The following is a 23,869-nucleotide window of genomic DNA, read 5'->3' on the forward strand; positions in this document are numbered from 1 at the left end:
TTTATTGATCTGGATCTATGCTTGATGAATAAACGGATGGCACTCGTGCGAGCCGTGGCGGACTAAATACCAGGACGCGCAAACGGCGCCCCTGCGCACTGACATGGATCGGACATGAACGAAACGAAGCTGCAAAACACCTCGCTGATGGTCTTGCTGACGCTGGTGAGCATCGCCTTCATCTGGATTCTGCTGCCGTTTTACGGTGCGGTGTTCTGGGCGGTCATCCTCGGTATTCTGTTTGCGCCGTTGCAGCACCAATTGCAACGCAAGTTCGGCTTGCCCCACAATCTCACGGCCCTGTGCACGTTGATTCTCTGTGTACTGATCGCGATCTTGCCGGTGATCACCATCAGTACCTTGCTGGTGCAGGAGGGCGCGGCGCTCTACAACAGAATCGAAAGCGGCGAACTGGACATTGCCGGGTATGTATCGCAGTTCAAGCAAAGCCTGCCGCCGTATTTTCAGTACTTGCTCGATCGTTTCGGCATGGGCGAGTTGAGCGGGCTACGGGAAAAAATCATCAAGAGCACGATGCAAGGCAGCCAGTTTGTCGCGACCAAGGCGTTCAGTTTTGGTCAGGGCACATTCGAGTTCGTGGTGGGTTTCTTTGTCATGCTCTATCTGCTGTTTTTCTTCCTGCGGGACGGGTCCGAACTGGCGCGCAAAGTACGCGCGGCGATACCGCTGGAAGATACCCAGAAGCGCCGTTTGCAACTCAAGTTCAATCGTGTGGTACGAGCCACGGTGAAGGGCAACGTGGTGGTGGCGATCACGCAAGGGGCATTGGGTGGTTTTATTTTCTGGTTTCTGGACATCCCGAGCGTGCTGCTCTGGGCGGTGTTGATGGCGTTTCTGTCGCTTTTGCCAGCGGTGGGCGCGGGGATCGTCTGGATACCGGTGGCAGCGTATTTCCTGTTCAGTGGCGCGATGTGGCAGGCCACGGTGCTGACGTTGTTCGGCGTGTTCGTGATCGGCCTGGTGGACAACGTCCTGCGACCGATCCTGGTGGGCAAGGACACCAAAATGCCGGACTACCTGATCCTTATCTCGACGCTGGGCGGCCTGGCGCTTTTTGGCCTGAACGGTTTTGTCATTGGGCCCTTGATCGCGGCATTGTTCGTGTCGAGCTGGGCGATTTTCATCGATTCCAAGCCCAAGATTCAGCTGCCATAAGCGCTGAGCTGGCCCGAGCCGATACGTTGCGACAAGGCTTTGGCGGCGGGTAGCGAGGTGAGTGGACCGCTGATAGGTTCGCCGTCTTGCATCAGATACCAACAAGCGAGTAACCCCCGCGCTCTGAGCGGTGCGGGAACGGCGCTGCCGATAACAGACATGATCTGGACTTGAGTCATAAGTACCTCCATTAATCGATGGAGCTACCTTACGGATCGGACGCTTGAACGGACAATCAACGCTTTCGATAGTCGTCATTGACGCCGATGAGTCCTGCGTTCAATCCACTACTTGATCGAGCATGTGCACGACCTCCTGCTCATTGAGCAGTCCTTTGCGCACCAGCTTTTCTGCCAGCAACGAAAGAAACTTTGCGCTGCGATGGCCTTCCAGGTGTTTGAGTTCGGTCAGTGCGTTGTACACCTTGCCGGAAGTGCACAAGCCGACAATGCGATGCGGATTTTGTGTGGGCATGAAGGTCGTCCTTGTTTTTATCAACCTGTTGTTTACGGACAGATCCAAGATTGCGGATCGGACATGACATAAATATGACCAACTTTACCTGCCGGTACTGTCCCGACAGCGACCTTGGCGAGATTTATTCAGACTGCGTCCAGCCAGTGGTCATAAAAAAGGCCCCGCTTCTAAAGCGGGGCCTGATGAGCGTGTTACCAGCGGTCGCCACGATAATAACCATGGGGAGGGCCGTAATAGCCGCGTGGTGGACCATACCCGCGTGGCGGACCGTAATAGATCGGTGCCGGTCGGTAGTAGATCGGTTGTTGAACATAGACCGGCGCCGGTTGGTAATAAACAGGCGGTGGCTGTATGTACACCGGTTGTGGCTGAACGTAGACCGGTTGCTCCACATACACTGGACGGTCGCGGCTGATTATTGCTGAGCCAATGATTGCCGAGCCGACGATCGCACCAAACACAGCCGGACCTTCCCAGCCGCCATGACCACGACCACCTGCTTCTGCCTGCCCTGCGATAGCGAGAGCACCGATCAGCAAGGCTACTGTGGGGATTTTACGGATCATGATAGTTCCTCGGTTCTTCGACCCGGCGCTCGCGTCTGCAATAGACCCAAGTTGTCGCGGGGATACTTCTAAGACAGCTTTTTTCTGAAAATCAGCACAGCCATTGGGTAAATTTTGTGTAAGGTCTGTACCGGCTTCTTTACGCTCCTGTGTGCCTCCCGTGGACAGGCTTTTATGATTGATCAGACCCGATGGAATGGCTAATCCCGTCCATCTGAAAGTGTTATTGAAGGAGATTGCAATGCAGATGAACCCCAACAGAGACACTCAACTGTGCATGTCGCTCTCGGGGCGCCCCGGCAACTTCGGCCTGCGGTTTCACAACCATCTGTACGAACAACTGGGTCTGAATTTCTACTACAAGGCTTTCAGCAGCCAGGACTTGCCGGGCGCCGTGGGCGGCATTCGCGCCTTGGGCATCCGGGGGTGCGGGGTATCGATGCCGTTCAAGGAAGCTTGTATTGCGTTGGTCGATGAGCTGGACGCATCGGCTGAGGCTATCCAATCGATCAACACTATCGTCAACACCAACGGTCATCTCAAGGCCTACAACACCGATTACATCGCCATTGCCCAATTGCTTGAAACCCATCAGGTGCCCAAGGAATCGACTTTTGCTCTGCGTGGCAGCGGCGGCATGGCCAAGGCTGTGGCCAGTGCCTTGCGTGATGGCGGCTACAAAAATGGCCTGATTGTGGCCCGGAACGAGCGCGCCGGACGTGCTTTGGCTGAATCGTTGGGTTATCACTGGCAGGCGGAGTTGGGCGCTCAACGCCCGCAGATGCTGATCAACGTCACGCCCATAGGCATGACTGGCGGGCCGGAAGCGGATCAACTGGCGTTTGAGCCTGACGCTATCGCTGCGGCGGAAACTGTCTTCGATGTGGTGGCGATCCCCTCGGAAACACCACTGATCGTGCGCGCTCGTGCCGAAAGCAAGCGGGTGATCACTGGTCTGGAAGTGATTGCGATCCAGGCACTGGAACAGTTCGTGTTGTACACCGGAGTGCGGCCGACCGATGAGCAATTCCAGAAAGCTGTGGCGTTTGCCCGCAGCTGACAGTTGACTGTACTGGCACCATCGCGGGCAAGCCCGCTCCCACAGGTCCAGCGCTGTCCTTGTGGGAGCGGGCTTGCCCGCGATTGCCGCGACTCGGTCTTCAGTCTGCCCCGGTCATTTACCCGCGAATCCCCGCCTATACTGCTCGCCAGCAAGCGAAGACTTGCTTTCCAGCCACCGGTGACTGAGGTTTTCATGCATCCCGCGAATACCCGGATTCCGGCAAATACGTGGTGATGGACGACTTCAAAGTCGATGCCCAGGGCAATGCTTCGGGCTTCGTCGCCGTCGCCAGGCAGGCCGATGGCGTGGATTATTGGGACGGCGAGTAGCAACTTAGAGTGAACGCCGACCCTGTGGCGAGGGAGCTTGCTCCCGTTCGGCTGCGCAGCAGTCGCAATCCCGGCAAACCCGGTGTGCCAGCTGTAATGCGTTACTGTTTTTGGGGCCGCTTCGCGACCCGGCGGGAGCAAGCTCCCTCGCCACAGAGCACCCTTCGGTGCATCGGGAACAAGGTCTATTCGAGGCGTGCCAAGCGCTCTTCCAGCGCCGCAATCCGTGCTTCAAGCTCTTCGATTCGCTCAACCGACACACCGCTACTGGTGCCACGTTCCGCCGGGTTCTGCCGGGCAGCCAGGATTGCTTCGATATCCGCCGGATCACCCAGCGCATGCATGTAACGGTCTTCGCGCTGGCCGGCCTGGCGCGGGATCAACAGCGCCAGGCCCCTGGCGATCAGACGCTCAAGTTGATGTACCACCTGCTCGGCATCTTCGAAGTCGTGCATGCGGCCACTGCGGGTCAGCAGTTCGTTGACCGTCTGCGGGCCACGCAGGAACAACAGCCCCATCAGGATCACCTGCGCCGGCACCAGTTCCAGCGCCTTGTCGACCCGATGCTCCCAGCGGTCGGCACGGCTGCCCATCACCAGTCGGGTAAAGCCGCGACCCTCCAGGGCGCGCAAGCTCTGGCCGACCTGGCCTTGGCTCAGGTTCATCACCGGTTCGCGGCTGGTTTTCTGGTTGCAGGCAATCACCAGCGCATTAAGTGTCAGCGGATAGGTTTCCGGGCTGGTGGCCTGTTTCTCGATCAACGAGCCCAGAATGCGAATTTCCGTGCTGTTGAGTCGCGGTTCGTCGAGGGTCGTTTCTTGCTCAGTGCTCATCGCGCTTTTCCCTATGCAGTCGAAGCATGCAGTCGAAGCCGCCTAGCCTAATCCTTGCTGGATAAAAGACAAGCCGCAGGGCGCGTCGGCATGGCTATAATCGCTCCACGTTTTAACTCCTGTCACCACACGAGACCATCATGACTATTTCCCTGTACGCCGCTTCCGTTCCGGTTTTCCAGCAAATGCTCAATGCCCTGAGCAACAACCTGAGCAAGGCCGAAGCCCACGCTACCGCGAAAAACATTGATCCAAACGCGTTCCTGCAAGCCCGTCTGTACCCGGACATGTTCCCGTTGGTGCGTCAGGTGCAGATCGCCGTTGATTTCGCCAAAGGCGTTTCGGCCCGTCTGGCTGAAATCGAACTGCCGAAATATGACGACACCGAAACCACCTTCGCCGAACTGCAAGCGTTGATCGCCAAGGTCCTGGCCTTCATCGGCGAGATCAAACCCGAGCAGATCAACGGCAAGGAAGGCATCGAGATCGTTACCCGTCCAGGCACGCCTAAAGAGAAGCGCTTCACTGGCCAGGCTTACTTGCTGAGCTACGGTTTGCCGCAGTTTTTCTTCCACGTCACCACCGCTTACGCACTGCTGCGTCACAATGGCGTGGAAGTGGGCAAGCGCGATTACATGGGCGCGTTCTAAACCGCCCGGATATAAAAAAGCCCGCCAAGGTGTAAGCCTTGGCGGGCTTTTTCATTTTGCCTTCTGTGGGAGCCAGGCTGCCGGCAAAATGTGGGAGCGGGCTTGCTCGCGAAGGCGGTGTATCAGGCAACGATGATGTCGACTGACACTTCGTCTTCGCGAGCAAGCCCGCTCCCACAGGTTCCGCGGCAAGCCTGGCTCCCACAGGTGCGTTGTTATGCCAAGCGCTGCGCTTCCCGGGCTTTCTGGGTCTTCTGTTCCTCACTCTGGCACGCCGCCGCGGTGAACAGTACGTCGGTGGAGGAGTTCAGCGCGGTTTCCGCCGAGTCCTGCAACACACCGATGATGAAGCCGACCGCAACCACTTGCATGGCGATTTCGCTCGGGATGCCGAACAGGCTGCACGCCAGTGGAATCAGCAACAGCGAACCGCCGGCCACGCCCGAGGCGCCACAGGCACAGATTGCCGCAACGATGCTGAGCAGGATGGCCGTCGGAATATCCACGGCGATGCCCAAAGTGTGCACGGCGGCCAGGGTCAACACGGTGATGGTGATCGCGGCGCCGGCCATGTTGATGGTGGCGCCGAGCGGGATCGACACCGAATAGGTATCTTCGTGCAGGCCCAGACGCTTGCTCAGCTCCAGGTTGACCGGAATGTTCGCCGCCGAACTGCGAGTGAAAAACGCAGTGATGCCGCTCTCGCGCAGGCAGGTGAATACCAGCGGATACGGGTTGCGACGCAGCTTCCAGAACACAATGGCCGGGTTCATCACCAGCGCCACGAACAGCATGCAGCCCAGCAACACGGCCAGCAGGTGCATGTAACCGATCAAGGCGCCGAAACCGGAGGTGGCGAGGGTCGAGGCCACCAGGCCGAAGATCCCCAGCGGCGCAAAGCGAATCACCACTCGTACGATAACTGTCACGCCATTGGACAGATCGCCCAGCACCTCACGGGTAGTTGCACCGGCATGGCGAATCGCAACACCCATGCCGATTGCCCAAGCCAGAATGCCGATGAAGTTGGCGTTCATCAGCGCGCTGACCGGGTTGTCGACCACGCTGAGCAACAGGCTTTGCAGCACTTCGCTGATGCCGCCCGGTGCGCTCACTGCAACATCTTGGGTAGCCAGCACCAGGCTCGAGGGAAACAGCGTACTGGCGACCACTGCCACGACGGCTGCTGCGAAGGTGCCCAGCAAATACAGAAACAAAATCGGCCGGATGTGCGTTTCCTGGCCGTGTTTATGGTTGGCAATCGACGCCATGACCAATACGAATACCAGAATAGGCGCGACAGCCTTGAGCGCTGACACGAACACTTTGCCAATGAAGGCGGTGGACTTGGCCAGCTCAGGCGCGAACAACGCCAAGGCAATCCCGGCGATCAGGCCGATGATGATTTGCGTGACCAGGCTGCTGCGTTTCAGGCGTTGCAAGAGAGAAGGGGATGAAGCGGTCATAACGGCATCTCTGATTTTATTAGGGGGCAGGGTTCTGCTCATGCAGCAAAAAGCCGGGCAGGCCACATGGAGGGAACCGAAGGGTCGCTACATCAATGCCTAAAGGCCGATGAGCAAAGTATAAGTACCGCGGGCCGCGGACTTTATCACAGCGTAGCCGTGATCCTTCAGACCTGTGACGATCTGCCGCCCGATGGCTCAACGCGATTTGCAGGTTCGTGCAACCTCGTCCGCAAACACTCTGTTAAGCTTCGCCATCCTCATTTTCAAGTTCTGCCAGTGAGCCTTCGGGCTGTCGCTGGTGTCGTCGTTTTTCTGGAGTTCTGCATGCTGTTGCCCATTCTTCTGTTGTCCGCCGCCGGTTTTACGGTGCTGACCACAGAATTCATCATTGTCGGCCTATTACCGGCAATCGCCCGTGATCTAGACGTCAGCATCCCTCAAGCGGGCTTGCTGGTGACCCTGTTCGCCTTTACCGTGGCCGCTTTCGGGCCGTTCCTGACTGCGTACTTTGCAAGGTTTGAACGGCGCAAACTGTTTATCAGCGTGCTGATCATGTTCGGCCTGGCCAACACACTGGCGGCACTGGCGCCGAATATCGGAGTGATGGCCATTGCCCGGTTGATTCCGGCGCTGGGATTGCCGGTGTTCTGGGCATTGGCCAGTGAAACTGCAGTGGACATCGTCGGGCCGGACTACGCCGGACGGGCCATCGCCAAGATCGGTTTCGGTATCGTCTGCGCCACGGTGTTCGGTATTCCGGTGGGTACGCTGATTTCCGATGCGTTCGGCTGGCGCAGTGCTTTCGGCATTCTGGCGGTGATCGCGTTTGCCAAGGCGTTACTGCTGTTTATCTACCTGCCGAAAACCAACCTGCACCAGCATCAGGTGAGTTTTCGCTCGCAGTTCAAAATCCTGCGCAGCCCGTTGATGTTGGGGCATGTGCTGCTATCGATCCTGGTGTTCAGTGGCATGTTCACCGCGTACACCTACCTGGCGGACATTCTTGAGCGGCTCGCCGGTTTCAACGGCACGGTGGTCGGCTGGTGCCTGATGGGCTTTGGCGCGGTCGGCTTGATCGGCAACTCGCTGGGCGGCCGTGCGGTGGATCGGCATCCGCTGATCGCTTCTGTGACATTTTGTGCGTTCATGATCGCCGGCATGGTGGCCTTGGTGCCAAACATTCATTCACCCCTTGGTCTGGCGGCAGCGATGGGAATTTGGGGCGTGACTCAGGCCGCGCTGTTCCTGGTCAGCCACGTGCGCCTGATGAAGGCTGCGCCTGAAGCTCCGGCTTTTGCGGCATCGCTGAATATCGCCGGTGCCAACCTCGGGATCGGTCTGGGCGCTATGGTCGGTGGGCGAGTGATCGACAGTGTGGGCCTGGGCGGCCTGGGTTTCGCGGCGGCTGGTTTTATTCTGGTCTCGATCCTGTTGGCGATGGCGCTGATGACCTTCAAGCCTCGGGAAATCTGCGCCTGAGGCCTCACATCTCGACAAACAACGCGCGTCGGGCACCTTCGGTAATGGCGACAATGCCGGGGTGCTTGACCTTGCGTTCCACTGAGATGGCGTAGAACGACTCGCGCACCGCGTCGGTCTGGCCGATCAACTCCACGTCGCATTGGCGTTTCACTTCGTCGGCAATCACGCTCGGGCCGATGAATATTCCGCTGCCGGATTGGCCGAAGGCCTGCATCAGGGCGCTGTCGTCGAATTCGCCAACGATCCGCGGCTGGATCTGCTGTTCGGCAAACCAGCGTTGCAAGCGACTGCGTACCACGGTTTCCGGCCCGGGAATCAACAGTGGGGCGCCGTGCAAGCTGCGGGGGAATTGCTGGCCATATCGCGCCGCCAATTCTGTGGTGGCGAAAAAGCTGATACCGCATTCACCAAGCTTCTGGCTGTAGCCCTTGATGTCCAGATTCGAGGGCATCGGGCTGTCAGAGATCACCAGGTCAAGGCGTTGAATCGCCAGGTCGGCAAGCAAACGTTCCAGTTTGTCTTCGCGACAGGTGATACGTAGGGGCTCGTTCAACTCCATGGTCGGTGCGATCAGGCGATAAACGATGGATTTGGGCACCACATCGGCGACGCCTACCCGGAAAAGAATCTGTTGCTCATTGGGCTGCGCCCGCAGCATCAACTCCAGTTCGCCACCGAGTTGGAACATCTGTTCGGCGTAAGGGAGCGTCTGACGTCCGGCTTCGGTGAGCTCCAGCTGTCGGCCGACCCGGCGAAACAACTCGATGCCATAGGTTTGCTCGAGCAGGGAAATCTGCCCGCTGATGGTCTGTGGCGTCAGGTTCAATTGCTCGCAGGCGCGCACAATGCTGCCGGTCTTGGCCACCACCCAGAAGTAATGCAGCTGCCGGTAATTCAACATGTTGGTGAAATCCCCTGGTTCACATCATCTGTAGGAGCTGTCGTAGGAGCTGCCGAGTGAAACGAGGCTGCGATCTTTTGATCTTGCTTGTTAAAAACAAAAGATCGCAGCCTCGTTTCACTCGACAGCTCCTACAGGTCTACGCCATACACTATCTGTATTCGTTAAAACCGAAGTATATACGCTAAAAATACGAATTTTCCTGAAGTGTTTGCTTCCTTAGAATGCTTCGCCATCGACGGATCGCCTTTTCGGTTCTGTCTGTTCTATCGAGGGAAGCATCATGAAGCTAAAAACCACGGCACTGCTGATCACCTCTTTACTGGTGCTGGCCGGTTGCGACCAGGCCGAGAAAAGCGCTCAGCAGTTGATGGGCAAGGCTGCCGAAACCGCCAAACAGGCGATTGACGATACCCACAAAGCGGCAGAGCAAGCGCTCAGCGATGCCACGGGCGGTTTGATCAGCAAGAAAGAACAATCGGCCAAAGGGACGGACAAAACCGACTCTTCGTCCCAGGAAATCTAAACCGTTCAAACGAGTCAGGACTGACCCATGGAATACCTTTTAGAACTTGCTGCAAGCCCCACTGCCTGGGTCGCCCTGGCCACGCTGGTGGTGATGGAAATCGTGCTCGGCATCGATAACCTGATCTTTATCTCGATCCTCACCAACAAGCTGCCCGAACAGCATCGCCAGAAAGCGCGGCGCATCGGTATCGGCATGGCATTGATCCTGCGCCTGGCGCTGTTGAGCACCATTGCGTTCATCGTCCAGCTGACTGAGCCGGTGATCGATATTCTCGGCCATGCGTTCTCTTGGAAGGACATGATCCTGATTGCCGGCGGCCTGTTCCTGTTGTGGAAGGCGACCACCGAGATCCATCACAGCATGGACCCGGCGCCGGATGATCCGACCTCGGCTACCTCGACCGTGACCTTGGGTTTTGCTGCTGCGATCGGTCAGATCCTGATGCTGGACATGGTGTTCTCCATCGACAGCATCATTACCGCCGTCGGCATGACCGAGCATCTGCCGATCATGATCATCGCGGTGGTGGTGTCGGTACTGGTGATGTTGCTGGCCGCTGACCCTCTGGCCAAGTTCATCAATGACAACCCGACGGTGGTAATGCTGGCGCTGGGCTTCCTGATCATGATCGGCATGACGCTGATCGCCGAAGGTTTTGGCGCCCACGTACCGAAGGGCTACGTCTACGCGGCCATGGCGTTCTCGGCCACGATCGAAGGTTTGAACATGCTGTCGCGTCGGGCCAGGCAGAAGCGCATCGCTGCTGAAGCTTAAGCTCGTTAGATGAAACGGCCGCCTGAACTCGAAAGAGTCCAGGCGGCCGTTTTTTGTCTGGACGACCGAAAAGCGCCGATCAGTGCGCGGTGGCGGGGCGGGCAGCCGGCTGATCGGTTTTTGCCACAGGCGCCGATTGAACCGGGTGGTGATGATGCCGGCGGGTAATGCGCAAAACGCCCCACAGCATGGCGGCGGCCACGGCTAGCCAGCCGAAAATCAACAGTACAATGGTCATTGTCAGGCTCATCAGTGCCTCCTCTTTGCCCTGCATCGGGCACTCGCACACGCTTTGCAACTGACAGTCTAGTCCCTGCTGTATTTCAGGCTATTGACCAAAGGTCACCCGGCACCAACCCGTTCGCTCTATCGAATGCAATCTACTGCCGGTTAAGGCTATACCGCTGACGCGCGGCATCCTATGATCGACGGCCAAGCCGGGAGCCGATACCCGGCGTCTGAACATGAGAGTGATGATGGTGCGGGTATTTTCTCGAATTCGATCTTTGGTGCTGATCGTTGGCTGCGTTGCCGGCCTGGCGGGTTGTGCGGGGAGCGTGGCGCCTGAGATCAAGCGTCTGCCGGAGCGGGTTGAACTCAGCGGTACATTCTACCGTGGGCAAAGTTACCAAAGCGGGCCCCAAGTGCTGGCCAGCCTGCTGTCCGGGCAGGGCATCGTGATAACCCCGGGGTTGCTCGACAAACCCCTGCGTTTGCCGGGTGCTGAAGATCGGTTGCAGCAGAACATGCAGAACCTCGCCCGTGAATACGGGATGGTGGTCTATCCCCTCGACAGCGATTTGCCGGCGCTGCTGGCCCAGGTTGCGGCCGGTTACCCGGTGATGGTGCGCTTCACTGAAGGCTCGGCGTTTTGGGCGGAGCCGCGATACGCCATTCTCGCCGGTTACAACCGTCAGAAGCAGACTGTGTTGCTGCGCGCCGGGATGGATCGTCGGTTGCTGATGGGGTTCAGCGCCTTTGAATCGGCGTTCGAGAATGCCGGTGGCTGGGCCGTATTAATCCAGAAGCCAGACCAGATTCCGGCCAATGTCGATCAGCAGCGCTGGCTGAAGGCGGCGAGCGAGCTTGCCCAGTCAGGTCAGGAACAGGCGGCAGCCCGGGCGAAAAAAGCGTTGAACGCGCAGTAGTTCCGTTCGTCATCTTGCAGGGCACCACTCAGGGTTATTGGTCTCTCATGTAAAGGGCCCGGATTACTTTGCCGGGTCGTGACCAGGAGGCGTCCATGGCTCATTCCAATACCCCCGTCGGCCCGCACTCATCCGAGCATTCATCTGATAATGAGTTGGGCTTCGACCCCGATTCTCCGGACCTCGCCGATCCTCAGGTCGATCCCATCGGTCCTGCCAAGGCGCCCAAGGATATAAAGCCGGGTGAGGCGGGCAAGAAGGCTCCCGCGAAGCCTTACGATCCACTGGGCAATCTGAAACCCAAGTCCTAGTCAGAGGTGCATATGTCTACCGATTCGAGCTTCGACGACAAACGTCCAGATCCTCCAGACAGTGTCCCAACAACTCCCGAGGCGGATCTGGATCCAGTGATGGACCCGGACAGTCCGTTGCGGGACCCGTTGGCCAGGCCGAACGTGGTACCCACAAAGCATCCGCAAGGTTGGAAAGATCCGAGCGCGGGAGATGGCATTCCGGATGACGATCAGATGCCATTGCCCAATGATTAACATCGGATAAGTAAAAGCCCCGAATATTCGGGGCTTCTATTTGGGCGATTGGAGAGACTTCGAGTTTATTTCGATGCTTCAACCATACCGCTTTGGCGATGCTTGAGATTTTTGTCGGATTTGTATTGCAGGGCTACGGACGGCACGCTGGCGCTCTTGCCGGTTTCGACCCAGCTGCGAATCCGGCTGGCATCGGCAAAGTGGGTGTACTTGCCGAAGGCATCGAGAATCACCAGTGCCATCGGCCGATCGCTCATGTGGGTCACCAGCACCAGGCAGTGACCGGCCGCGTTGGTAAAGCCGGTTTTGGTCAGTCTGATGTCCCAGTTTGGCTTGTTGACCAAATGGTCGGTGTTGCGAAAACCCAGGCTGTAGTTGGGTTTACGGAACCTGACGGTTTTTTCCTTGGTGGTGCTCAATTGAGTCAATAGCGGGTGTTTGTGTGCAGCGATCAGCAGTTTGCTCAGATCGCGGGCGGTGGACACATTGCGAGGCGAGAGGCCCGTCGGTTCGACAAAGTGCGTATTGGTCATTCCCAGCGCTTTGGCTTTGGCGTTCATAGCGGCAATGAACGCGACATAGCCGCCCGGATAGTGATGGGCCAGGCTCGCAGCGGCACGGTTTTCCGACGACATCAGGGCAATCAGCAACATCTCTCGGCGGGGCAATTCGCTTTTGAGTTTGACTCGGGAAAACACGCCTTTCATTTCCGGGGTATCGCTGATGTTAACGGAAAGATACTCGTCCATGTTCTGCCGGGCTTCTACCACCACCAGGCCAGTCATCAGTTTGCTGACGGATGCGATTGGCACTACGACGTCAGGGTTGCTGGCGTAGATCACTTTGTTGGTTTGCATATCCATCAGCAAGACACTGCCGGAAGCGATCTTCAGCTGTGAAGTGTCTCGAGGTGCTGCAGTGGTTTCTGCAGCATTGATCGTTGGCGTGGTGAAAGTCCCTGTAAATGCAAAAAAAAGGCTCAGGATTGAAAGACGGATTTTCACGCTGGCGGACTCATAAAGGGTGGATATACCGTTTTGTAACGGGCTGTTTCTTTAAAAAGCGTCGCATTTTAGGAGTATGGCTGAAGAACTGTCGATGGTTGTTCGATGTTCAGATGAAATGCCTGGGCGCCTGATAAAAACGGGCTTTTCCGGCGGATGGTCGAGCTTTTTTCTGCAGGCAAAAAGAACCCCGCGACTGGCGGGGTTCCTTTAAGCGGTGCTGCAAGCCAGCATGAGCTCAGCCGTGCAGTGTTTCCGCCGCGTACAGCGTGTTTTCCAGCAGACAGGCGCGGGTCATCGGGCCAACGCCACCCGGTACCGGAGTGATCCAGCCGGCACGGGGCAGGGCGGTTTCATAGATCACGTCACCGACCAGCTTGCCATCTTCCTGGCGATTGATGCCGACGTCGATCACGATCGCGCCTTCCTTGATCCACTCACCTTTGACCAGGCCAGGTTTACCGGCGGCAACCACCACCAGGTCGGCGCGACCGACATGGCCCGCCAGGTCCTTGGTGAAGCGGTGGGTAACGGTCACGGTGCAACCGGCCAGTAGCAATTCCATTGCCATCGGGCGGCCAACAATGTTGGACGCCCCGACAATGACTGCGTCCATCCCGTATAGATCGGCGCCGGTGCTTTCCAGCAGCGTCATGATGCCTTTTGGTGTGCATGGACGCAGCAGCGGAATACGCTGGGCCAGACGGCCGACGTTATAAGGGTGGAAACCGTCGACATCCTTGTCAGGACGGATGCGCTCCAGCAATTTGGAGGCGTCCAGATGCTCAGGTAAGGGCAGTTGAAGCAGAACGCCGTCAATCGCCGGGTCATCGTTCAAGCGATCGATCAGATCAGCCAGTGCTTCTTGAGTGGTTTCGGCAGGCAGGTCATAGGCTTGGGAAAGGAAGCCGACCTCTTCACAGTCTTTACGCTTGTGCGAGACATAAACCTGAGAGGCAGGATCGCTGCCGACCAGGATCACCGCGAGGCCAGGCGTGCGCAGACCTTGCTGGCGACGCTCGGCAACTCGTTTGGCGATCTGCTGGCGCAGGCTGGCGGCGATCGATTTGCCGTCGATTAGTTGTGCAGTCATTGCGCGTGATTAACCATCGAGAGGGGAAAAAAAGAGAGCGCATTCTCGCATGTCATGAGGTGAGGGCAAAGGCGCTTGGTCTGCAAATTCCCCTAACTCCTTTAATTAAATGAATTTTTTTTAAAAAGGATTTGACGACCTCAGGGGGGCTCTATACTATTCGTCGCACTTGTCGGGCACAGCCTAGCACTGGTTGAGAAGGTCGAGCGGAGTTAAGCTTCCGCAAGACTGAAAAGCACTTAGTTTGTAGTCCTTCAAGGGTACAGATTAACAAGGCGCCCGTAGCTCAGCTGGATAGAGCATCCGCCTTCTAAGCGGATGGTCGCAGGTTCGAGTCCTGCCGGGTGCGCCATTAGGCAGCTTTGGCACAAGTAGCGCGATATGGTGGGCGTAGCTCAGTTGGTAGAGCACGGGATTGTGACTCCCGTTGTCGTGGGTTCGATCCCCATCGTCCACCCCATATTTCGAAAGGCGCCAGATTAACAGTCTGGCGCCTTTGCTTTAACAGCTTCAATCCGCGGATGTGGTGGAATTGGTAGACACACTGGATTTAGGTTCCAGCGCCGCGAGGCGTAAGAGTTCGAGTCTCTTCATCCGCACCAAATAAAGTTTCACTCATGCCGGTTGGCTTGATTGGGGCTCAACAAAGAAGTTGTTTGGCTTCTTTGTCACGCAATATGGTGGGCGTAGCTCAGTTGGTAGAGCACGGGATTGTGACTCCCGTTGTCGTGGGTTCGATCCCCATCGTCCACCCCATATTTCGAAAGGCGCCAGATTTAACAGTCTGGCGCCTTTTTTGTTTCAGTGGTTTCAAGTGGTTTGAGTGTCGATCGGCTGCAGGTTGTGGTCGCAGGGGGCAGGTCGTTTCATCGTATTTATGTTTCTCGATGATGCGCGATTTGCCCGCCGATCCCCGCGCGGGGTCGGCTGTCAGGGATGGATTGCCGATTCCTTCCATATATAGAAGGATGGGTGCAGAGCCCTGGCATGACTGGCTGTATTTGCTAACAGGGCGAGGCACAACCGTTTGTCCCCGCCTATAAATTGCCTGCTGCTTTTTTACCCGTTTTCAGTAGGGTGACTTCTTGAGTTTGACCCACTAGAATGCATGCCCTTGATTCTGGGGTCGGAAACGGCCGGCTAACGTCTGTGCAACGAGGAATATCCATGCAAGTTTCTGTTGAAAATACTACTGCTCTTGAGCGCCGCATGAGCGTCACCGTGCCGGCTGAGCGCATCGAGAGCCAGGTCAACAAGCGTCTGCAGCAGACCGCCCAAAAGGCCAAGATTGCTGGCTTCCGTCCAGGCAAAGTGCCAATGAGCGAAATCAAGCGCCGTTTCGGTGCTGACGCTCGCCAGGAAGCTGTAGGCGATGTGATCCAGTCTTCTTTCTACGAAGCTGTGGTTGAGCAGAAGCTTAACCCGGCTGGTCAGCCTTCAATCGAGCCTAAATCTCTGGAAGCAGGCAAGGATCTGGAATACGTCGCAATTTTCGAAGTGTTCCCTGAGTTCACCGTTGCTGGTTTCGAAGGCATCGCTGTCGAGCGCCTGAGCGCTGACGTGGCGGACGCCGATCTGGACAAGATGCTGGAAATCCTGCGCAAGCAGAACACTCGTTTCGAAGTCGCCGATCGCGCTGCCCAGAACGAAGACCAACTGAACATCGATTTCGTCGGCAAGGTCGACGGCGAAGTGTTCGCTGGCGGTTCCGCCAAAGGCACCCAGCTGGTACTGGGTTCCGGTCGCATGATTCCTGGTTTCGAAGACGGTCTGGTCGGCGCTAAAGCCGGCGAAGAGCGCGTTCTGAACCTGACCTTCCCTGAGGACTATCAGAACCTCGACCTGGCAGGCAAGGCCGCTGAGTTCACTGTGACCGTGAACACCGTTTCCGAGCCTAAACTGCCAGAACTGACCGAAGAATTCTTCGCTCAATTCGGCATCAAGGAAACCGGTCTGGAAGGCTTCCGCACCGAAGTTCGCAAGAACATGGAGCGTGAACTGCGTCAGGCGATCAAATCCAAGGTCAAGAATCAGGTTATGGACGGTCTGCTGGCCACCAACCCGATCGAAGTACCAAAGGCTCTGCTGTCCAACGAAGTTGACCGTCTGCGCGTGCAGGCTGTTCAGCAGTTTGGCGGCAACATCAAGCCTGACCAATTGCCGGCCGAGCTGTTCGAAGAGCAAGCCAAGCGCCGCGTTGTGCTGGGTCTGATCGTGGCTGAAGTGGTCAAGCAATTCGACCTCAAGCCTGACGAAGCCCGCGTTCGCGAGATGATTCAGGAAATGGCTTCGGCTTACCAGGAGCCTGAGCAAGTTGTGTCCTGGTACTACAAGAACGACCAGCAACTGAACGAAGTTCGTTCGGTTGTGCTGGAAGAGCAAGTTGTGGATACTGTTCTGCAGAAAGCTAGCGTGACCGACAAATCGGTCTCTTACGAAGAAGCGGTCAAGCCGGTAGAAGCTCCACAAGCCGACTGATTGTTTTTGCGGTAAGAAGCACACACCATAAGCCAGCTCTCGAGCTGGCTTATGCGTATTCAAGACATAACTATTTGGGAGTGACTGCAGAGCATGTTCCGTAATTCGTATATTCAGCAGAACTCTGATATCCAGGCCGCAGGCGGCCTGGTCCCGATGGTTGTCGAGCAATCTGCTCGTGGCGAACGCGCCTATGACATCTACTCGCGCCTCCTCAAGGAGCGAGTGATCTTTCTGGTTGGTCCGGTAGAGGACTACATGGCCAATCTGATCTGTGCGCAACTGCTGTTCCTTGAAGCGGAAAACCCGGACAAGGACATCCATCTCTATATCAACTCGCCGGGCGGTTCGGTGACAGCGGGCATGTCGATCTATGACACCATGCAGTTCATCAAGCCAAACGTGTCGACCACCTGTATTGGCCAAGCGTGCAGCATGGGCGCGTTCCTACTGACGGCTGGTGCCCAGGGCAAGCGTTATTGCCTGCCGAACTCGCGTGTGATGATTCACCAGCCACTGGGCGGTTTCCAGGGCCAGGCCTCGGATATCGAAATCCATGCCAAGGAAATCCTCTTCATTCGTGAGCGTCTCAACACGCTGATGGCCAAGCATAGTGGGCGCACTCTTGAAGAAATCGAGCGCGATACCAACCGTGATAATTTCATGAGTGCCGAAGCTGCGCGTGAATACGGGTTGATCGATGAAGTGATCAATCAGCGCCCCGCTTAAAATAAGCAGCTCAAAATAAGGTGGGTCGGCAGGTCCGATCACCAGCGGGCTTGAAAAAGCCCGCAATAGCCTTCATCTTGTTTGCAAGCCTATCGGATTTGGATCGAACGAATGACTGACACCCGCAACGGCGAGGACAACGGCAAGCTGCTCTATTGCTCCTTCTGTGGCAAAAGCCAGCATGAAGTACGCAAATTGATTGCCGGCCCCTCGGTCTTTATCTGCGACGAGTGCGTCGACCTGTGCAATGACATCATCCGCGAGGAGGTGCAGGAAGCCCAGGCCGAAAGCAGCGCGCATAAATTGCCTTCGCCTAAAGAAATCAGCGGCATCCTTGATCAGTACGTGATTGGTCAGGAACGTGCGAAAAAGGTTCTGGCCGTAGCGGTGTACAACCACTACAAGCGTTTGAACCAGCGTGACAAAAAGAATGACGACGTCGAACTCGGCAAAAGCAACATCTTGCTGATCGGCCCGACAGGCTCGGGTAAAACCCTGCTTGCCGAAACACTGGCCCGCTTGCTGAACGTTCCGTTCACCATCGCTGACGCAACCACCCTCACCGAGGCGGGTTATGTCGGTGAAGATGTCGAGAACATCATTCAGAAGCTGCTGCAGAAGTGCGATTACGATGTCGAAAAAGCCCAAATGGGTATCGTCTACATCGATGAGATCGACAAAATCTCGCGCAAGTCTGACAACCCGTCTATCACCCGGGACGTTTCCGGTGAAGGCGTGCAGCAGGCCCTGCTCAAGTTGATCGAAGGTACGGTCGCTTCCGTTCCACCTCAAGGTGGTCGCAAGCATCCGCAACAGGAATTCCTTCAGGTCGACACCCGTAACATCCTGTTCATCTGCGGTGGTGCGTTCTCTGGTCTGGAAAAGGTTATTCAAAACCGCTCCACCAAGGGTGGCATTGGCTTCAACGCGGAAGTGCGCAGCAAGGAAGAAGGCAAGAAAGTCGGTGAATCCCTGCGTGAAGTCGAGCCTGACGATCTGGTCAAGTTCGGTCTGATCCCGGAATTCGTCGGTCGTCTGCCGGTGCTTGCCACGCTGGACGAGCTTGATGAGGCTGCGTTAATGCAGATTCTCACCGAGCCGAAAAATGCTCTGACCAAGCAGTATGCCAAGCTGTTCGAGATGGAAGGCGTAGACCTGGAATTCCGGGCCGACGCGCTGAAATCGGTCGCCAAACGTGCCCTGGAACGCAAAACAGGTGCCCGTGGTCTGCGTTCGATTCTCGAAGGTGTATTGCTCGACACTATGTATGAAATCCCCTCGCAGTCCGAGGTGAGTAAAGTAGTGATCGATGAAAGCGTCATAGAAGGCAAGTCCAAGCCACTGTATATCTACGAAAACAGTGAGCCGGCTGCCAAGGCAGCGCCGGACGCCTGAGCGTCACACTGCTGAAACAAAGAAGGGGCCTTCGGGCCCCTTTGCTATTGTGGGAGCTGGCTTGTCGGATCGCCGCCCGCTGCGAAGGCAGGCATGACATCCGACCTTTTGGGATGTTTGCGGACCCACGCACGCGCTACCGTAAGCGGCGATCTTTAAAGTGGTTTTTTTATCCGCTTGTTTTTTTTGAAAACAGCCCCCATCTTGGTTTCAAGCTTACTTCCATCTGTTTACGGCCTTATGGCCGCCGTAGAGGCGAAATCATGAAGACAACCATCGAATTGCCTCTCCTGCCATTGCGTGATGTCGTGGTTTATCCGCACATGGTTATCCCGCTGTTCGTGGGGCGCGAGAAATCCATCGAAGCCCTCGAGGCCGCGATGACGGGCGACAAGCAGATCCTTCTGCTGGCTCAGCGAAATCCCGCTGACGACGATCCCGGTGAAGAAGCACTTTATCGCGTAGGCACCATCGCTACCGTTCTGCAACTGCTCAAGCTGCCTGACGGCACGGTCAAGGTTCTTGTCGAAGGCGAGCAGCGGGGCGCCGTGGAGCGCTTCAGCGAAGTCAACGGCCACTGCCGCGCCGAAGTCTCGCTGATCGAGGAAGCCGACGCGCCTGAGCGCGAATCGGAAGTGTTTGTTCGCAGCCTGCTGGCTCAGTTCGAACAATATGTACAGCTGGGCAAGAAAGTCCCCGCTGAAGTCCTGTCGTCGCTCAACAGCATCGACGAGCCAGGGCGCCTGGTCGATACCATGGCCGCACACATGGCCCTGAAGATCGAGCAGAAGCAGGAAATCCTCGAAATTATCGATTTGTCGGCCCGGGTCGAGCACGTCCTGGCGTTGCTGGATGCCGAGATCGATCTGCTGCAAGTCGAAAAACGCATTCGCGGTCGCGTTAAAAAGCAAATGGAGCGCAGCCAGCGCGAGTACTACCTGAATGAGCAGATGAAGGCCATTCAGAAAGAACTGGGCGACAGCGACGAAGGCCACAACGAAATCGAGGACCTGAAAAAGCGTATCGATGCCGCCGGCCTGCCGAAAGATGCCTTGGCCAAGGCTCAGGCCGAACTGAACAAGCTCAAGCAAATGTCGCCCATGTCCGCGGAAGCGACGGTGGTGCGTTCATACATCGACTGGCTGGTTCAAGTGCCGTGGAAAGCCCAGAGCAAAGTGCGTCTGGACCTCGCCCGTGCCGAAGACATTCTCGATGCAGACCATTACGGTCTGGAAGAAGTCAAAGAGCGAATCCTCGAATACCTCGCCGTGCAGAAGCGTGTGAAGAAGATTCGTGGTCCGGTGCTGTGCCTGGTCGGTCCTCCTGGGGTGGGTAAAACCTCTCTGGCGGAGTCGATCGCTCATGCCACCAACCGCAAATTCGTGCGCATGGCCCTCGGCGGTGTGCGCGACGAGGCGGAAATTCGTGGTCATCGCCGGACTTATATCGGTTCGATGCCAGGAAGATTGATTCAAAAGATGACAAAGGTGGGCGTCCGCAACCCGCTGTTCCTGCTCGATGAAATCGACAAAATGGGCAGTGACATGCGTGGCGATCCGGCATCGGCGTTGCTGGAAGTGCTCGATCCCGAACAGAACCACAACTTCAACGATCACTATCTGGAAGTCGATTACGACCTGTCCGATGTGATGTTCCTGTGCACCTCCAATTCCATGAACATTCCACCGGCGCTGCTGGACCGGATGGAAGTGATTCGTCTGCCGGGTTACACCGAAGACGAGAAGATCAACATCGCTGTCAAATACCTTTCGCCAAAGCAGATTACGGCTAACGGTCTGAAGAAAGGCGAGCTGGAATTCGACGCCGAAGCGATCCGCGACATCATTCGCTACTACACCCGCGAAGCCGGTGTGCGTGGCCTGGAGCGCCAGATTGCCAAGGTTTGCCGTAAGGCAGTCAAAGAGCATGCGATGGAAAAACGCTTCTCGGTGAAGGTCACTGCCGACATGCTCGAGCACTTCCTGGGTGTGCGTAAATTCCGTTACGGTCTGGCGGAGTCGCAAGATCAGATCGGCCAGGTTACAGGTTTGGCGTGGACGCAGGTGGGCGGCGAATTGTTGACCATCGAAGCCGCGGTCGTGCCGGGTAAAGGTCAGTTGATCAAGACCGGTTCTCTGGGTGACGTGATGGTCGAATCGATCACCGCAGCCCTGACCGTTGTCCGCAGTCGCGCGAAGAGCCTGGGGATTCCTCTGGACTTCCACGAGAAGCGCGACACCCATATCCATATGCCTGAAGGGGCTACGCCGAAAGATGGCCCTAGCGCCGGTGTAGGCATGTGTACGGCCCTGGTATCTGCATTGACTGGCATTCCTGTACGCGCAGATGTTGCCATGACCGGTGAAATTACTTTGCGTGGTCAGGTGCTGGCGATTGGTGGTTTGAAGGAAAAATTGCTGGCAGCTCACCGTGGCGGAATCAAGACGGTGATCATTCCTGAAGAGAACGTACGCGATTTGAAGGAAATTCCTGACAATATCAAGCAAGATCTACAGATTAAACCAGTTAAATGGATTGACGAGGTCCTGCAAATTGCGCTGCAATACGCGCCGGAGCCCTTGCCGGATGTGGTTCCGGAGATCGTTGCAAAGGATGAAAAACGCGAGACTGACTCTAAGGAAAGAATTAGCACGCATTAGTACGCATTTGCCTGGGGGGCTTGTTGACAGTTTTTTAGAGCCCTTGTTATAAAGCGGCTCTTAAGTGTCTGTAGGCCATTCAGCACTCGTTTTTTTGCTTTCACCAAAAACTTAGAATCAAACTCAAATAGATATAAGGGGACTTAGAGTGAACAAGTCGGAACTGATTGATGCTATCGCTGCATCCGCTGATATCCCGAAAGCTGCTGCTGGCCGTGCGCTGGACGCTGTAATCGAATCCGTCACTGGCGCTCTCAAGGCTGGCGACTCTGTTGTTCTGGTTGGTTTCGGTACCTTCTCCGTAACCGATCGTCCAGCTCGCATCGGTCGTAACCCACAGACCGGCAAGACGCTGGAAATCGCCGCCGCCAAAAAACCAGGTTTCAAAGCCGGTAAAGCACTGAAAGAAGCTGTCAACTAAGTTCGATTCAGGTTTTTGCCTATCCGGGTCGGGGTCATTCCTGACTTGGCAGCGGAGCGGTAGTTCAGTCGGTTAGAATACCGGCCTGTCACGCCGGGGGTCGCGGGTTCGAGTCCCGTCCGCTCCGCCAGTTACGAGAAGGCGCATCCTCGGATGCGCCTTTCTTCTATCCGGATTCTACCCACGCTCCACGGTTGCCTAATTTTGAAGTTCAACCGTTTCTGGGGGACGCATGCTGCAGAATATCAGGGACAATTCACAAGGCTGGATTGCCAAGACCATTATCGGGATCATCGTTGTACTGATGGCTTTCACCGGTATCGAGGCCATTTTCCAGGCGACGACCAACAGCCAGGATGCGGCCAAGGTCAATGGTGAAGAAATCAGTCAAAACGAGCTGAACCAGGCGGTTGATATGCAACGCCGTCAGCTCATGCAACAGCTTGGCAAGGATTTCGATGCTTCCTTGCTCGACGAAAAAATGCTGCGCGAATCGGCCCTCAAAGGCCTGATCGATCGCAAACTGCTGCTGCAGGGCGCGGAAAAATCGAAATTCGCTTTCTCCGAAGCGGCTTTGGATCAGGTGATCCTGCAAACGCCTGAGTTCCAGGTGGAAGGCAAGTTCAACGCCGATCGCTTCGATCAGGTGATCCGTCAACTGGGCTACAGTCGTCTGCAATTTCGCCAGATGCTGGCTCAGGAAATGCTGATCGGTCAGCTTCGCGCTGGCTTGGCCGGTAGTGGGTTTGTCACCGATGCACAGGTTCTGGCCTTTGCCCGTCTGGAAAAACAGACCCGCGATTTCGCCACCTTGAATGTCAAGGCGGATCCTGCGGCGGTGAAACTGACTGATGAAGAAGTCAAAGCCTATTACGACGAACACGCCAAGGAATTCATGACGCCGGATCAGGTGGTCATCGACTACCTCGAATTGAAGAAGGCATCCTTCTTCGATCAGGTCAGCGTCAAGGACGAAGACCTGCAAGCGGCGTATCAGAAAGAAACCGCGAACCTGTCCGAGCAACGCCGGGCTGCGCATATTCTGGTCGAAGTGAACGATAAGGTGACCGAGGCGCAAGCCAAGGCCAAAATCGAAGAAGTGCAGGCGCGTCTGGCCAAAGGCGAGAAATTCGAGGCTCTGGCCAAGGAGTTCTCCCAGGATCCAGGTTCGGCGAGCAACGGTGGTGACCTCGGTTATGCTGGTCCAGGCGTCTACGATCCAGCGTTTGAAAAAGCCCTGTATTCGCTGGCCAAGGATCAGGTTTCGGAGCCGGTTCGTACTGACTTCGGTTTTCACCTGATCAAGCTGCTGGGCGTTGAAGCCCCTGAGGTGCCGACGTTTGCCAGTCTGAAAGACAAGCTGACCCGCGAGCTGAAAACCCAGCAGGTCGAGCAGCGTTTCGTCGAGGCGACCAAGCAATTGGAAGACTCGTCGTTCGAAGCCTCCGATCTGGCCCAGCCAGCACAAGACCTGAAGCTGACTGTCCACACGTCCGCGCCATTCGGCCGGGAAGGTGGCGAAGGTATTGCGGCCAATCGTGCCGTGGTGACTGCTGCGTTCAGTCCAGAAGTGCTGGATGAGGGTGCCAACAGCACCGCCATCGAGCTGGACCCGGAAACCGTGATCGTGCTGCGCGTCAAGGAACACCGCAAGCCTGAGCAACTGCCGCTGGAAAGCGTGGCTGCCAGCATCCGTGCGCAGTTGACCAAGGAGCATGCCAGTGCTGCCGCCAAGACCAAGGCTGATCAACTGATCGTCAGCCTGCGCGATGGCAAGGTTGCACTGGACCAAGCGATCGATGGCCAGAACTGGAAAGAGACTCAAGCTGCGACGCGTGCTCAGGAAGGGGTCGACCCGACTGTGCTGCAAGCGCTATTCCGCATGCCCAAGCCTGTTTCCAAAGACAAGCCGACATTCAGCAGCGTGACCCTGGCCGATGGTAGCCTGGTGATCGTGCGTCTGAACGCCGTGAACGAAGCTGCGGCGCCGACCGAAGAAGAGAAGGTTCAATACCGTCGCTTCCTCGCCTCGCGCATTGGCCAGCAAGACTTCGCGGCTTACCGCAAGCTGTTGGAAAGCGAGGCTGAGATCAAGCGTTTCTGATGCTTGGCTGAGTTTCCCGCCACATGAAAACCCTGGCCAG

The 23,869-nt window shown here is 56.6% G+C and carries 24 protein-coding genes, 5 tRNA genes and 1 pseudogene; 21 read left to right on the forward strand and 9 right to left on the reverse strand.

Annotated features, from left to right (window positions below):
- The first annotated feature begins 114 nt into the window (after positions 1-114).
- Entirely contained in the window at positions 115-1,176 is a 1,062-nt protein-coding gene (locus ABH909_RS13485; RefSeq protein WP_429433779.1) for an AI-2E family transporter, read from the forward strand.
- Here the strand turns inward: ABH909_RS13485 and ABH909_RS13490 are convergent.
- From ABH909_RS13490 to ABH909_RS13500, 3 genes are all read right to left on the reverse strand, one after another.
- Complete coding sequence (locus ABH909_RS13490; protein WP_429433781.1) at positions 1,164-1,355, reverse strand: hypothetical protein; 192 nt, start codon at positions 1,353-1,355, stop codon at positions 1,164-1,166. The genes ABH909_RS13485 and ABH909_RS13490 overlap by 13 nt on opposite strands.
- Before the next feature lie 100 nt (positions 1,356-1,455).
- On the reverse strand, positions 1,456-1,650 hold the full coding sequence (locus ABH909_RS13495; protein ID WP_429433783.1) for a hypothetical protein: 195 nt from the start codon (positions 1,648-1,650) through the stop codon (positions 1,456-1,458).
- Between the two features lie 194 nt (positions 1,651-1,844).
- The gene (locus tag ABH909_RS13500) at positions 1,845-2,219 is read right to left on the reverse strand and encodes a hypothetical protein (RefSeq protein WP_429433785.1); all 375 of its coding nucleotides are present in this window, start codon (positions 2,217-2,219) and stop codon (positions 1,845-1,847) included.
- Positions 2,220-2,460: 241 nt separating this feature from the next.
- Between ABH909_RS13500 and ABH909_RS13505 the strand changes: the two genes are divergently transcribed.
- Together ABH909_RS13505 and ABH909_RS13510 are read left to right on the forward strand one after the other, a co-directional pair.
- Positions 2,461-3,279, forward strand: a complete 819-nt coding sequence (locus ABH909_RS13505; RefSeq protein ID WP_429433787.1) for a shikimate 5-dehydrogenase — start codon at positions 2,461-2,463, stop codon at positions 3,277-3,279.
- A gap of 206 nt (positions 3,280-3,485) precedes the next feature.
- Positions 3,486-3,611: pseudogene (locus ABH909_RS13510) on the forward strand (cupin domain-containing protein); the annotation flags it as partial.
- Between the two features lie 185 nt (positions 3,612-3,796).
- Here ABH909_RS13510 and ABH909_RS13515 read toward each other — a convergent pair.
- Positions 3,797-4,444 (reverse strand): YceH family protein, encoded by a 648-nt coding sequence (locus ABH909_RS13515; RefSeq protein WP_429433790.1) that lies wholly within the window; start codon positions 4,442-4,444, stop codon positions 3,797-3,799.
- Between the two features lie 140 nt (positions 4,445-4,584).
- Here ABH909_RS13515 and ABH909_RS13520 point away from each other — a divergent pair, with 140 nt between their 5' ends.
- Positions 4,585-5,094, forward strand: coding sequence for a DUF1993 domain-containing protein (locus tag ABH909_RS13520; protein ID WP_019579999.1), 510 nt, complete (start codon positions 4,585-4,587; stop codon positions 5,092-5,094).
- Positions 5,095-5,309: 215 nt separating this feature from the next.
- Here the strand turns inward: ABH909_RS13520 and sstT are convergent, their stop codons facing one another.
- Positions 5,310-6,560 carry a serine/threonine transporter SstT gene (gene sstT / locus ABH909_RS13525; RefSeq protein ID WP_429433793.1) on the reverse strand — a complete coding sequence of 417 codons (1,251 nt, stop codon included), beginning with the start codon at positions 6,558-6,560 and terminating at the stop codon, positions 5,310-5,312.
- A gap of 327 nt (positions 6,561-6,887) precedes the next feature.
- Between sstT and ABH909_RS13530 the strand changes: the two genes are divergently transcribed.
- Positions 6,888-8,042: an MFS transporter gene (locus tag ABH909_RS13530; protein WP_123496524.1), complete on the forward strand. Its 1,155-nt coding sequence runs from the start codon at positions 6,888-6,890 to the stop codon at positions 8,040-8,042.
- Between the two features lie 4 nt (positions 8,043-8,046).
- Here the strand turns inward: ABH909_RS13530 and nhaR are convergent, their stop codons facing one another.
- Complete coding sequence (gene nhaR, locus ABH909_RS13535) at positions 8,047-8,946, reverse strand: transcriptional activator NhaR (RefSeq protein ID WP_429433796.1); 900 nt, start codon at positions 8,944-8,946, stop codon at positions 8,047-8,049.
- A 283-nt stretch (positions 8,947-9,229) separates the two neighbouring features.
- On the opposite strand from nhaR, the gene ABH909_RS13540 reads away from it, so the two are divergent.
- Positions 9,230-9,472: a hypothetical protein gene (locus ABH909_RS13540; RefSeq protein ID WP_429433798.1), complete on the forward strand. Its 243-nt coding sequence runs from the start codon at positions 9,230-9,232 to the stop codon at positions 9,470-9,472.
- Positions 9,473-9,499: 27 nt separating this feature from the next.
- On the forward strand, positions 9,500-10,249 hold the full coding sequence (locus ABH909_RS13545) for a TerC family protein (RefSeq protein WP_429433801.1): 750 nt from the start codon (positions 9,500-9,502) through the stop codon (positions 10,247-10,249).
- 79 nt (positions 10,250-10,328) lie between these two features.
- Here ABH909_RS13545 and ABH909_RS13550 read toward each other — a convergent pair whose 3' ends face one another.
- Positions 10,329-10,499: a hypothetical protein gene (locus ABH909_RS13550; protein ID WP_429433803.1), complete on the reverse strand. Its 171-nt coding sequence runs from the start codon at positions 10,497-10,499 to the stop codon at positions 10,329-10,331.
- A gap of 226 nt (positions 10,500-10,725) precedes the next feature.
- On the opposite strand from ABH909_RS13550, the gene ABH909_RS13555 reads away from it, so the two are divergent.
- From ABH909_RS13555 to ABH909_RS13565, 3 genes are all read left to right on the forward strand, one after another.
- On the forward strand, positions 10,726-11,397 hold the full coding sequence (locus ABH909_RS13555) for a peptidase C39 family protein (protein ID WP_429439886.1): 672 nt from the start codon (positions 10,726-10,728) through the stop codon (positions 11,395-11,397).
- Between the two features lie 95 nt (positions 11,398-11,492).
- Positions 11,493-11,708: a DUF6021 family protein gene (locus ABH909_RS13560; RefSeq protein ID WP_429433806.1), complete on the forward strand. Its 216-nt coding sequence runs from the start codon at positions 11,493-11,495 to the stop codon at positions 11,706-11,708.
- 12 nt (positions 11,709-11,720) lie between these two features.
- Positions 11,721-11,945: a hypothetical protein gene (locus ABH909_RS13565; protein WP_429433809.1), complete on the forward strand. Its 225-nt coding sequence runs from the start codon at positions 11,721-11,723 to the stop codon at positions 11,943-11,945.
- A 65-nt stretch (positions 11,946-12,010) separates the two neighbouring features.
- Here ABH909_RS13565 and pbpG read toward each other — a convergent pair whose 3' ends face one another.
- Together pbpG and folD are read right to left on the reverse strand one after the other, a co-directional pair.
- Positions 12,011-12,949 carry a D-alanyl-D-alanine endopeptidase gene (gene pbpG, locus ABH909_RS13570; protein WP_429433811.1) on the reverse strand — a complete coding sequence of 313 codons (939 nt, stop codon included), beginning with the start codon at positions 12,947-12,949 and terminating at the stop codon, positions 12,011-12,013.
- A 238-nt stretch (positions 12,950-13,187) separates the two neighbouring features.
- On the reverse strand, positions 13,188-14,042 hold the full coding sequence (gene folD / locus ABH909_RS13575) for a bifunctional methylenetetrahydrofolate dehydrogenase/methenyltetrahydrofolate cyclohydrolase FolD (protein WP_429433814.1): 855 nt from the start codon (positions 14,040-14,042) through the stop codon (positions 13,188-13,190).
- A 275-nt stretch (positions 14,043-14,317) separates the two neighbouring features.
- Between folD and ABH909_RS13580 the strand changes: the two genes are divergently transcribed.
- The 11 genes from ABH909_RS13580 to ABH909_RS13630 all read left to right on the forward strand — a co-directional run bounded on the left by ABH909_RS13580 (position 14,318) and on the right by ABH909_RS13630 (position 23,829).
- Positions 14,318-14,394 (forward strand) — tRNA-Arg (locus tag ABH909_RS13580).
- A gap of 32 nt (positions 14,395-14,426) precedes the next feature.
- A tRNA-His gene (locus ABH909_RS13585) sits at positions 14,427-14,502 on the forward strand.
- A 57-nt stretch (positions 14,503-14,559) separates the two neighbouring features.
- Positions 14,560-14,644 (forward strand) — tRNA-Leu (locus ABH909_RS13590).
- 78 nt (positions 14,645-14,722) lie between these two features.
- Positions 14,723-14,798 (forward strand) — tRNA-His (locus ABH909_RS13595).
- A 411-nt stretch (positions 14,799-15,209) separates the two neighbouring features.
- Positions 15,210-16,520, forward strand: a complete 1,311-nt coding sequence (gene tig, locus ABH909_RS13600) for a trigger factor (protein WP_429425683.1) — start codon at positions 15,210-15,212, stop codon at positions 16,518-16,520.
- A 93-nt stretch (positions 16,521-16,613) separates the two neighbouring features.
- Positions 16,614-17,249 (forward strand): ATP-dependent Clp endopeptidase proteolytic subunit ClpP, encoded by a 636-nt coding sequence (gene clpP, locus ABH909_RS13605; protein ID WP_007901795.1) that lies wholly within the window; start codon positions 16,614-16,616, stop codon positions 17,247-17,249.
- 111 nt (positions 17,250-17,360) lie between these two features.
- Positions 17,361-18,644 (forward strand): ATP-dependent Clp protease ATP-binding subunit ClpX, encoded by a 1,284-nt coding sequence (gene clpX / locus ABH909_RS13610; RefSeq protein ID WP_007946893.1) that lies wholly within the window; start codon positions 17,361-17,363, stop codon positions 18,642-18,644.
- 263 nt (positions 18,645-18,907) lie between these two features.
- Positions 18,908-21,304 (forward strand): endopeptidase La, encoded by a 2,397-nt coding sequence (lon, locus tag ABH909_RS13615; protein WP_429433818.1) that lies wholly within the window; start codon positions 18,908-18,910, stop codon positions 21,302-21,304.
- Between the two features lie 148 nt (positions 21,305-21,452).
- Positions 21,453-21,725, forward strand: coding sequence for an HU family DNA-binding protein (locus ABH909_RS13620; RefSeq protein ID WP_002552737.1), 273 nt, complete (start codon positions 21,453-21,455; stop codon positions 21,723-21,725).
- Between the two features lie 53 nt (positions 21,726-21,778).
- Positions 21,779-21,855 (forward strand) — tRNA-Asp (locus ABH909_RS13625).
- Between the two features lie 102 nt (positions 21,856-21,957).
- A complete protein-coding gene (locus ABH909_RS13630) occupies positions 21,958-23,829 on the forward strand; it encodes a SurA N-terminal domain-containing protein (protein WP_429433821.1) in 1,872 nt (623 codons plus the stop codon).
- Positions 23,830-23,869: the final 40 nt, after the last annotated feature.

The organism is Pseudomonas sp. BS3782 TE3695 (genome assembly GCF_050435305.1).
In the GTDB taxonomy this organism is placed as follows: domain Bacteria; phylum Pseudomonadota; class Gammaproteobacteria; order Pseudomonadales; family Pseudomonadaceae; genus Aquipseudomonas.